This is a genomic window from Flavobacterium sp. (assembly GCF_043780635.1).
Lineage (GTDB): Bacteria > Bacteroidota > Bacteroidia > Flavobacteriales > Flavobacteriaceae > Flavobacterium.
In genome coordinates, this window is the sequence record NZ_JAYWCK010000065.1 from 1 (window position 1) to 10,984 (window position 10,984).

Below are 10,984 nucleotides of genomic sequence, written 5' to 3' on the forward strand. Positions count from 1 at the left end.
TAAAGGAATAGCATTTAAAACATCAATTAATAAAACAAAACATGTACTTCCCAGAACAAGAAACCCATTTATTAAACGATTCAGATACTAATATATTAAGAATTCATTCTTTGGAAACCTTTGGAACACACGATGGTCCCGGAATACGTATGGTGGTATTTGTTCAAGGATGTCAATTTCGATGTTTGTATTGCCAAAATCCAGATTCAATTGATGTTCACGGTGGATCATTGGTCAACATTGATGAATTGGTTTCGAAAGCATTAAAACAAAAAACCTATTTTGGAAAGCAAGGAGGAGTCACCGTTTCTGGAGGAGAACCTTTGTTGCAAAGAACCAAATTAATTCACTTATTCGATCGTTTGCACGAAAATGGAATAAATACTTGTTTGGATTCGAATGGACGCGTTTTAGATGAACACACCAAAGAACTCTTAGAAAGAACCGATTTACTGTTGTTAGATGTGAAACACATCAACCCAGAATGGCACAAAAAACTCACCAGTTTAAATAATACCACTACATTAAAAATTGCTGAACACCGAGAAAGCACAGGTAAACCAATGTGGTTGCGTTATGTTTTTGTTCCAGGATGGACCGATCAAGAGGAATATTTGCACGAATGGGCGAAACATTTTTCGGGCTATAAAACCATAGAAAGAGTAGAAATTATCCCTTTTCATCAATTGGGAAAACATAAATGGGAGTTGATGAATATGGAGTATGCACTTGCTGACACTCCATCGCCAACCACCGAAGCCTTAGAAAATGCCAAAGCTATTTTTAGTTTGTATTTAGAGAACGTGAAAATAAAATAAATTCAATATAAAGCATTTAAGAAGTTTAAGAATGAAAAGAAATAAATATATAATCGTGTTGGCCGGAATGATTATGCAACTGTCAATCGGGTCTATTTATGCGTACAGCAAATGGATAGAACCTTTGTCCAAAGAATTAAATTGGGATTCTCACGATACCAAAACAGGATTTAGTTTAGCCATTTGTTTTTTAGGTTTAACGGCTGCTTTTATGGGTAAATTGGCTCAAAAAATTGGCCCGACAAAAGCAGGGTTATTAGCAACAAGTTTTTTGACACTAGGATTGTTAGGTAGTGCTTTGGCAGTAAATGTGGATAATATCTACTTATTTTACTTAACATTTGGTGTTTTGCAAGGTATTGGTTTAGGATTTGGATACGTTGTTCCTGTTTATACTGTTGTAAAATGGTTTCCAGATAAACCGGGATTAGCTTCCGGAATTATCATTATGTCCTTTGCTTTAGGGTCTTTGTTAGCTTCCTTTTTAATTGCCCCACTAATTGCTTCTATGGGATTGTATGGAGCCTTTGCAACATTGGGAATTGGTTACGGAATATGTATGTTGTTGAGTGCTTTATATTTGGCAAATCCTGTAACTGCTGGCATTATTCAACATAAACATATTGATTTAACTCCAAAAGAAATCATTACCGACAAACGGTTTATTGCCCTTTGGTTATTGCTGTTTTTGAACGTTTGTGGCGGAATTGCCATCATCTCGAAAGCGGCTGTTTTAGGACAAGAAGTAGTAGGAATGTCCGCAACACAAGCTACAATGTTTGTTGCTATCATTGGATTGTTTAATGGAATTGGGCGTTTATTTTGGTCCAGTATTTCAGATAAAATAGGGTGTTGGACAACTTTTATGATTTTTATCGGAATCAACGTGGTTTGTTTTTCTTTAATACCTAGTTTTTCAACCAATACAATTTCTTTTCAAATCCTGACTTATATCATTATTGCAGGTTACGGTGCTGGTTTTGCAACAATGCCTTCTTTTGTAAAAAGCATTTTTGGAACAGAAAAATACGGACAAGTTTTTGGATATATTTTAACGGCTTGGTCAGCAGCAGCATTTGTTGGTCCATTATTACTGGGCTTAAGTACAGAAATTACCATTTTCTATTTATTCTCTTTATTGTTGATTATTGCTTTGGTGGTTGGAATATGGTTAAAAGTATTACTGGCAAAAACTCTTTTAACTTTGTAGTAAATTGTTTAAAAAAGAGTTCCGAAATTGTAGATGAATATAAAATAAAAAAAATATAGAAATAGTTAATGATTGAATTAAAAATTAGCAATCAACACCAACTATTATTGGTATCTTTAATTTTAATATATAAAAATGAAAAAAATCTATTGTTTTTTAATGTTTGCTGTTATTACATCTTCTTTTTCACAAGAAGGAGAAAATATGCCAGAGAAATTTAAATCCTACCATTCAGTTAGTGGTTTGTTGAGCCACACCTTGGTTAAGAACGGAATTCGGGATGGTAATACCGATTGGATTTCTTTTCCCTCTTTTGCATTTGATTATAATTTTGTTTTCAGTCCCAAATGGAGGATAGGTTTTCATAATGATGTGATTTTCGAGGATTTTATTGTTGAAACTACAAATAGTGAAGGTGATAAAAAAGAATTAGAAAGGTCAGAACCTATTGCGAGTGTTTTAGTATTGGGTTTCAAGCCAGGCAAACATTTTACTTTTGAAGCAGGAATGGGTTATGAAATTTCGAAAGAAGAGAATCTTTTTTTAACAAGGATAGGTGCTGAATATTCATTGGAATTGCCTAATGAGTTTGAGTTTATTGCCAATGTAATCTATGATGTAAAATGGGATGCCTACGATAGTTTTGCCTTTGGAATTGGGGTGTCAAAATCCTTCGGTAAATAAGCAAATTTATAAAGAAAAGTTCTGCATTTTCGCAGAACTTTTCTTTTAAAAAAAATCTTGAAATTAGTTTAAACCAGTTCTTCTTCTTTTTTAAATTCGGAAACTAATTTTTTCTGCATATCATAAGAAACGGACTCGTAATGATCGAACTTCGCAGTGAATCTAGCTCTTCCCTGAGTTATTGATCGTAAGTCACTGCCAAATTCCTGCATTTCTGCAAAAGGAAGAAAAGCAGTAATCACAGTAAACTGCCCTTCAGCATTCATACTTTCAACCGAAGCTCTGTGGGTTTGAATATTGCTCATAATCGCACCAGTTAGTTCCTCTGGACCATGAATTTTAATATGATAGAATGGTTCCAATAATTGTGGGTCTGCTTTAACGAAGTTTTCTTTGAAAGCCATCATTCCAGCTGTTTTAAATGCCAAATCATTACTGTCTACAGGGTGCATTTTACCATCATATAAAACAACTCTGACATCTCTGACATAAGAACCGGTTAACGGCCCTTTATTCATTTTTTCCATAATTCCTTTTAAAATTGAAGGATGAAAACGAGTGTCAATGGCACCACCAACAATACAATTGTAATAGATTAATTTGCCACCCCAAGGCAGATTAATTTCTTCTTTCCCTCTAATATTGTATCCTTTTGGCTCATCAATTCCTTCGAACCAAGGTTCAATCTTCATTGCTACTTCGGCAAATTGTCCAGAACCACCCGATTGCTTTTTATGACGATAAGTGATTTCCGCACTTTTTTGAATAGTTTCACGATAGGGTATTTTCGGATTTCGAAACTCAACCGATAATTTATATTGTTTTTCTAATTTCCATTTGATGATAGCCAAATGCAATTCGCCGTGGCAATGAATAATAGTTTGATTTAATTCTGGCGAAACTTCAATACTGATTGTTGGATCTTCTTCGACTAATTGATGCAAAGCAACAGATAATTTTTCTTCTTCGCCTTTTTTAGTTCCTTCAACTGCTATAGATAGAGTGGAATTTGGAAATATTATAGGTTCAATTTCAATGTGTTTTCCCTTTTCATGCAAGGTATTATTAATATGGGTGTCTTTTAATTTTAAAGTAGCACCAATATCTCCAGCTAACAATTCATTAACGGGAGTTCGTTTGCTTCCTTCCACTTCATACAATTGGTTAATTCTTTCAATTTGGCCAGTATTTTCATTGGTTAATTCATCTCCAACTTTAATTTTACCAGAAAGTACCTTGAAGAAACTTAAATCGCCAATATGAGGTTCTGATAGGTTTTTATATATAAATATAGCTGTTGGACCTTTTTCGCTGCATTCAATTGCTGCACCATCAATGGTTTTTTGTTTTGGCATTTCAAAAGCTGATGGACATACATTATCAATGAATCCCATAATTCTGCCGCTACCCATATTTTTCTTGCCCGAAACGCAAAAGACAGGAAAAATTTCGTGTTTTATAAGGGAATGATGTAAACCTAATTTCATTTCATCCTCATTTAATTCACCTTTTTCGAAATAAAGTTCCATTAAATCTTCATCATTTCCGGCAATAGTTTCAATTAATTCCTGATGCAAACGATTGGCTTTTTCAGTTTCATTTTCAGGAATTGCTACCTTCTCCGGTTTTCCACCATTTTTAGGATATTTATACATCACCATATTCAAAACATCAATAATGGCATCAAATTCAGGACCTTGATTTAAAGGATATTGAACTACGACCACGCTTTGTCCAAAATGATCTTTGGCTTCTTGTATCGTTCTGTCAAAATCTGATTTTTCATTATCTAATTGATTTACAGCCAGTAATATTGGTAACTTATAATCATTTGCATATTTCCAGATAATATCGGTCCCAACTTCAACTCCCATAGAAGCATTTAGAAGCATAAGACCACAATCAGCCACGCGCATCGCTCCAATTATTTCTCCAGCGAAATCATCATAGCCGGGGGTGTCTAAAAGGTTTATTTTATATCCTCTCCATTTTGTATTTACTAATTTAGAAAAAAACGATTTTCCTTTTTCGTGCTCGATTTCTGTATAGTCAGCAACCGTATTTTTTTCTATTATTGACCCACGACGATTAATTAAACCAGCTTCAAATAACATAGATTCAATAAGAGTTGTTTTGCCGCTTCCGGTGTGACCAACTAAAACAACATTTTTAATGTGATTGATATCAAAATTTGCCATAATTTTATGTTTTAATTTAAATTAGTAGTATCAAATTTCACAAAAAATAATTATTTTAGATATGATATATATCATATTTTATATAGGATATAAAGATTATTTTTTGGAGGTTAAATGTCTTTATGCAACACAGAATTTAAGGTTAAAATGTTTAGTTATTTGAACTTAATAAAAGTAATAAATTATTTTTATTCTTTATTTAAAAATAAAGATAAATTATTGATGTAGAAAAGATAAGGAGATAAAATGACTGAAAATAAGTTTTAAAAAAGTATAGAAAATTTTTTTAATGAACAATAATATCGTGTTTAAAAAGTAAACCTTTTATTCCGTCAAGCGAAAATACTGCTTTCTTTAATTTGGTTTTCGCGGGGTCAATGGTGTAGTTGTAGCTTGTTTTAAAATTGGCTTTGTTGGCATTGGCTTTGCCAAATTCACTTCTATATAAATCACAATTATCAAAAACTACTTCGGTTAAGTCTGTGCTCATAAAATCAACGGCAATAATGCTACAATCCATAAATGTAGTTCCTTTAATTTTCAGGGTATAAAATTTGGAGAAATCCAAAGTGCATTCCTTAAAATGGATTTCAAAAATCAGTTTGTCGCACATTGCAAAGTTCACTTCCTCAATTTTGCAACGATTAAAAAATACTGTTCTAAAAGCTACATAATTTATTTTTGCTCCGCTAAAAACGCAATCATTAAAGGTGCAATCTATAAAAGTAACCGCCACAAATACACATTGCGAGAAATCACAATTGTTGAAAGTGCAACATTCAAATTCCTTTAAGTTGACTTCTTGTTCACTATAAGTGATGTTGTTGTATTCGACGTCTAGGAAATAATCTGGCATTTATGGATTTTATGGATGCGGCGACAAAGAAACAAAATTCGTAAACTCTTTAAGCCAGTAATCAAATTATTTTTTTGAAATGGAGATTCAAAAATTTTAAACTCTTTGGTAATCTCCTTTCCAATTGATGATTGCTTTTTTAATTTCAGTTCCTGAAAGATTTTTAAGCAAGGTTTTTTCAATAAGCCCCTTAAGTTCTTCATCGGGAGCAAACCTTAAGGCAAATATTTGGTCATCATTTAATTGGTCTTCGATATCCTCAAATCTTTTCCAAGTTAGGGCAAAATAACGGTACCGAAGTTCTAAACGAACGATACGATTTTGCAAAGTCAAAGCATAATGTTGGCGAATCATAAAAGCCAACCAAAACAGAACAACAAAAACAGCACTGATAAAAGTCCAAATCAATTTGTCTTGGGTTGTAAAAATAAAATACATACTGAAGGCTAGAAACGTGATTATAATTGGATAATATACAAAATGATGCGGGGTATAATATCGAATGTGATTTTTAAAAGATTGTTTCTTCATAATTTTATTTTAAAGTTTTTTAAGAATAATCAAAATTACTAATTTTCATCAGTAACTGATTTTTATTAGTCTTTAATAGTTTCTTCTGATCAATGGTTATCAAGCTCGTGTACCATTTCGTTGGTCATAGACGGAAAGTTGGAAAACCTCTATGTACTTGATGCCATTTTGCCAACTTATCAAATCAGTAAGAAAACTATTAATTTTAAAGACATTATCTATTGTTTTTTTTAGGAGCAAACTATAACTGCATCCGCTGAGCATAGATTACTAATAGGTTACAAATAAACTACTATTTGACATGCTGTATATTGAACCGTAATTTGTAAATAATACTGCGCTTTAAGGATAGACCCTAAGTGAGTTTTAATGATTTTTTTTAAATTCACGACTTTTAATTTTAAATATTTTTACTGCTAGTAGCAGCAAAAAAAAATGATTTATAAGTTTTCAAAAGTACTCCACCATGTTTCAAAGAGCATTATATAATTTTATAAAGGAGTTACATTATTCACTTATTTAGTGCTAAGAGATAATTTATAGTTAGCAGTGAATTGATTTATTTTTTGTGGGTTTTAAAAAAAGGATGGACTTTAGTGTACCATTTTCATTCAGGACTTTGCTTTTCAACAACCACAAAACTCTGCTTTAAATTCGTGACCTTGACCAGAGCGTTAGACAGAATGTCATTGGAAAGAAGTGAAGCGAAATGTAATGTAGAGCTAATAAAACGAAAGAGTGGAATTGAATGAAGATAAATTGAGGATACAGTTACCCACCGAATAGAGACTGCCAAGAAGCAGATTGTCAGAAACATGTATTTTTTTTGTCGTATAAATAATAACGCATAACGATAAATGAATATATTTGAATAAATTTTTATACCAAGAAACTCTTTAGATCCTTAAAGTTTTTATGAAATTAAACGATATTCAAATCCTTGAAAAACTTAAAGAAGGCGACCCCTTGGCTTACAATCAATTGTTTGATAAGTATTATATGCCATTATGCGTCTATAGTTTAAAATTTTGTGATTCGTTTCATTTGGCCGAAGATATTGTTCAGGATTTATTTGTGAAAATTTGGGACGAAAAGTTATACATGAAATTCGATAACCCCATGAGTCCGTATCTTTTTAAGGCTGTAAAAAATAATACCTTGCAGCTTATTAAAAAAGAATCGAGGTACCTATTCAATGATATCGAAAATATTGTCAATAATTTAATGGAGGAGGAGCAATTAGACTTTGCTGCTTTAGAGGAGGAAAGAAAGAAATTATTACTCCAAGTAGAGGCTTTACCCGAAAAAAGTAAAGAAGTTTTTAAAGCCATTGTGTTAGAAAATATGAAATATAAGGAGGTGGCAGAACGCCTCGATATCTCCGTTAACACAGTAAAAACACATTATTCAAGAGCCTTAAAACAACTTCGATTAAAACTTGATGTAATCATAATGTTAATGTTAGTTTAAAAAAAAGTTAATTTCTTGTCACCCATTTTTGATCTTTGATTATATATATAATATAAGATATCAATAATGAGTAAAGCAAACACCTATATTTTAAAACTTATTTCGCTCTATACTACTAACGAAATAAGTGAAGCAGAATTTAACGAGTTACAGCAATGGTTAAATGAAGCACCTGAAAACACAGTTCTGTTTACTGACTTCTTGCAGTTTTATAAAAAATCCAGACAAATAGCATTTGCCGATAATATCGATAAAGACAAGGCTTGGAATAAAATTGTCTCTAAATTAGAGAACCCTTTAGTTCAAATCACCCAACAAAAGAAGTCAAAAGTGTTTTCTATGAAGAATCGTTGGTTCAGATACTCAGCTGCAGCCATTGTAGTTGGGGTATTAACTACAACATTTGTCTTCAGGGATAATTTATTTACCACCCCTGAAAAGGTAACTCCTGTAATAGTGGATACTAATAAAGGTATTGAAACCGGAACAGACAAAGCAACTTTAACCCTAGCAAACGGTACAGTAGTAGTATTAAAAAACGGGAATACTTATCATACCCAAAACGCTACCAGTAATGGCAAGCAGATTGTTTACAAAACCAGCGAACAAAAGCAAACAAAAATTGCTTACAATTACCTGACTATCCCTAGAGGAGGGCAATTCTTCATTAAGCTCGCAGACGGCACACAAGTATGGTTAAATTCTGAATCCCAATTAAAATTTCCTGTTGCTTTTGTCGATGGTGAAATTCGTCAAGTCGAACTGGTCTATGGCGAAGCCTATTTCGATGTGTCTCCAAGTACAAAACATAAAGGTTCAAAATTCAAGGTTTTTAATAAATCCCAGGAGGTAGAGGTAGTAGGTACGGAGTTTAACATTAAAGCCTATAAAGACGAAACTAATGTATATACCACTTTAGTAAAGGGTAAAGTAGATGTAAGTACAGCCAATACAAAACAAAGATTAATACCAAACCAACAATTAAATCTAAATTTAAAAACAAATACTTCTGTAATAAATAGTATTGATGTCTATGATGAAATATCATGGAAGGAAGGGGTTTTTAGTTTCAGAAGAAAATCTTTAGAAGACATCATGAAAGTGCTATCTCGTTGGTATGATTTGGATGTAAAATTTGCCAATCCTGAGCTTAAAAAATCCGGTTTCAACGGCACTGTAGGAAAAGACCAAAAGATAGAAGACATTTTGGAAACCATTAAAAGTTATGGAGTTATTAAAGATTATAAAATTATAAACAAAACTGTGATATTGAAATAAAAATAAAAATAAGAAAGGGAGCGAAGTCAAACATTTGGCGGTGCATCAACTTCGTCCCTCTATACTGTATTAACTAAACTAATGCCTAATTAACACAATGCAAATTTATGAAAATTAAATTAACCAAGGTCCATTCGATATTTCGAAAACGACTATTATTTATTATTATGAGAACATTTCTTTTCTTGTTATGTGCAACATTTTTTAGTTTCACGACTGAAAATACATTTTCTCAAGAGAAAGTGACCATTGATGCTGATAAAATGGTACCGGTAGATGAAGTTTTTAATATTATTCAAAAACAGACCAAGTATCGTTTTTTATATCCACAAGATTTATTTGTGAATATGCCAAATGTGCAATTGAAAAAAGGGGTAATCTTGGTATCAAAATTGTTGGAGCAAAGTTTGTCGGGAACTAATGTTAATTTCAAATTATCCGAGAACTATACTATCGTCATCAAGGAAAATAGTAAGATTGATGATTTGACTGTTATTATAGTGCAGCAACATCAAGTATCGGGAACGATAACTGATCAGGCAAACCTGCCTTTGCCCGGTGCAAATATTATCGAAAAAGGCACTACTAATGGTACGCAATCCGACCTTGATGGAAAATATAAGATAACGCTGAAAAATAAAAATTCTATTCTAGTTGTATCCTTTTTAGGTTTTGTAACCAAAGAAATCGCTGTAAACAATCAGACTATTGTTAATGTAGTGTTGCAGGAAAATGCTGCTTCACTTGATGAGATAGTTGTAGTAGGTTATGGTACTCAGAATAGAAGTAAAATTACTGGTGCTGTTGGAACATTAACAGCAAAGGATTTGGAAAAGAGAACGGTTACTGATGTTAGACAAGCTTTGCAGGGTACTATTGCTGGTGTAACTGTTGTTGATAGAGGTGGGGCGCCCGGACGAGAAGGTTTTCAATTTAATATTAGAGGACTTGGAACCATTGGAAATGCTAGTGCGCTAGTGCTAGTTGATGGTGTAGAAAGAGATATGGCAAATTTAGATGCCGATAATATTGAAAGTATTTCTGTGTTGAAAGATGCCGCTTCTGCTTCAATTTATGGCGCTAGAGCTGCCAATGGAGTCGTTTTAATTACTACTAAACGTGCCACTAAAAAGGGTTTAAAAATTGAGTACGATGGGTATTATAGCGTTCAAGGACCCTCACAAAAACAAGAATTTTTAGGCGCTAGAGACTATTTGGAATTAATTAATGAATCCCTTGTTAATAATGGACGGGCACCAAGATTTTCTGAAGATTATATTAGCCGAACAGAAGCTGGGAATGACTCTAACTACCCATATACAGATGTTTGGAATAAAATTATTGGTCTAGGATCAACAAATGATCATTCTTTAAGATTTTATAATGGTGGAGATGTAAGCAATACTTTTGTAAGTCTAAATTATCTAAATCAAGAGGGTCTTTTGGGAATGGATTATAATAAACGGTTAACCTTCGATTTAAATAATACTTTCAATATCTCCGAAAAATTTAAACTTTCAACGGATATATCTTATGTAATTAGGAACTCCAATGCGCCAAGAGATTATGGAATTGGGTGGGGTTTAGGAGATCCCATAGTAACATTAAAGTACAATAATGGATTGTATGGTTTTGATACTAAAAATAATGCAAGCGCACTAGCTCATCTTGAACAGTCTGGATATGACGATCAATCCATAACTAATTTGTCTACACGATTTAAAGCGGAGTATAATATTGTTAAAGACTTTAAAATAACTGGTTTCGCAGGATATACTAGTAATTTTTGGGATAACACGAATTTTAAACCTTTTGTGGAATTTCCAGATCCACGCAACCCTGAAAATATTTTTTTAACTTGGACTCCAAGTTCACTTAATGAAAACAGAGCTGAAACTAAAGAATTGACCTTGCGGCTTTTATTGAATTACAAATTAGC

At 32.7% G+C, this 10,984-nt stretch carries 9 protein-coding genes; 6 read left to right on the forward strand and 3 right to left on the reverse strand.

The window, feature by feature from the left end:
- The first annotated feature begins 41 nt into the window (after positions 1 to 41).
- From pflA to ACH2BV_RS05755, 3 genes are all read left to right on the forward strand, one after another.
- A complete protein-coding gene (gene pflA, locus ACH2BV_RS05745; RefSeq protein WP_395049771.1) occupies positions 42 to 818 on the forward strand; it encodes a pyruvate formate-lyase-activating protein in 777 nt (258 codons plus the stop codon).
- Positions 819 to 849: 31 nt separating this feature from the next.
- Complete coding sequence (locus ACH2BV_RS05750) at positions 850 to 2,028, forward strand: OFA family MFS transporter (protein WP_395049772.1); 1,179 nt, start codon at positions 850 to 852, stop codon at positions 2,026 to 2,028.
- A 135-nt stretch (positions 2,029 to 2,163) separates the two neighbouring features.
- Positions 2,164 to 2,712, forward strand: coding sequence for a hypothetical protein (locus ACH2BV_RS05755; RefSeq protein ID WP_395049773.1), 549 nt, complete (start codon positions 2,164 to 2,166; stop codon positions 2,710 to 2,712).
- A 68-nt stretch (positions 2,713 to 2,780) separates the two neighbouring features.
- Here the strand turns inward: ACH2BV_RS05755 and ACH2BV_RS05760 are convergent, their stop codons facing one another.
- The 3 genes from ACH2BV_RS05760 to ACH2BV_RS05770 form a co-directional block, all read right to left on the reverse strand.
- Positions 2,781 to 4,910, reverse strand: coding sequence for an elongation factor G (locus ACH2BV_RS05760; protein ID WP_395049774.1), 2,130 nt, complete (start codon positions 4,908 to 4,910; stop codon positions 2,781 to 2,783).
- Positions 4,911 to 5,196: 286 nt separating this feature from the next.
- The gene (locus ACH2BV_RS05765; protein ID WP_395049775.1) at positions 5,197 to 5,766 is read right to left on the reverse strand and encodes a pentapeptide repeat-containing protein; all 570 of its coding nucleotides are present in this window, start codon (positions 5,764 to 5,766) and stop codon (positions 5,197 to 5,199) included.
- A 96-nt stretch (positions 5,767 to 5,862) separates the two neighbouring features.
- Positions 5,863 to 6,297 (reverse strand): DUF6526 family protein, encoded by a 435-nt coding sequence (locus tag ACH2BV_RS05770; RefSeq protein WP_395049776.1) that lies wholly within the window; start codon positions 6,295 to 6,297, stop codon positions 5,863 to 5,865.
- Between the two features lie 915 nt (positions 6,298 to 7,212).
- On the opposite strand from ACH2BV_RS05770, the gene ACH2BV_RS05775 reads away from it, so the two are divergent.
- The 3 genes from ACH2BV_RS05775 to ACH2BV_RS05785 form a co-directional block, all read left to right on the forward strand.
- On the forward strand, positions 7,213 to 7,767 hold the full coding sequence (locus tag ACH2BV_RS05775) for an RNA polymerase sigma factor (protein ID WP_395049777.1): 555 nt from the start codon (positions 7,213 to 7,215) through the stop codon (positions 7,765 to 7,767).
- 66 nt (positions 7,768 to 7,833) lie between these two features.
- The gene (locus ACH2BV_RS05780) at positions 7,834 to 9,045 is read left to right on the forward strand and encodes a FecR family protein (protein WP_395049778.1); all 1,212 of its coding nucleotides are present in this window, start codon (positions 7,834 to 7,836) and stop codon (positions 9,043 to 9,045) included.
- 167 nt (positions 9,046 to 9,212) lie between these two features.
- Positions 9,213 to 10,984 (forward strand): SusC/RagA family TonB-linked outer membrane protein (locus tag ACH2BV_RS05785; RefSeq protein ID WP_395049779.1); only part of this gene is annotated, 1,772 nt, incomplete at its 3' end.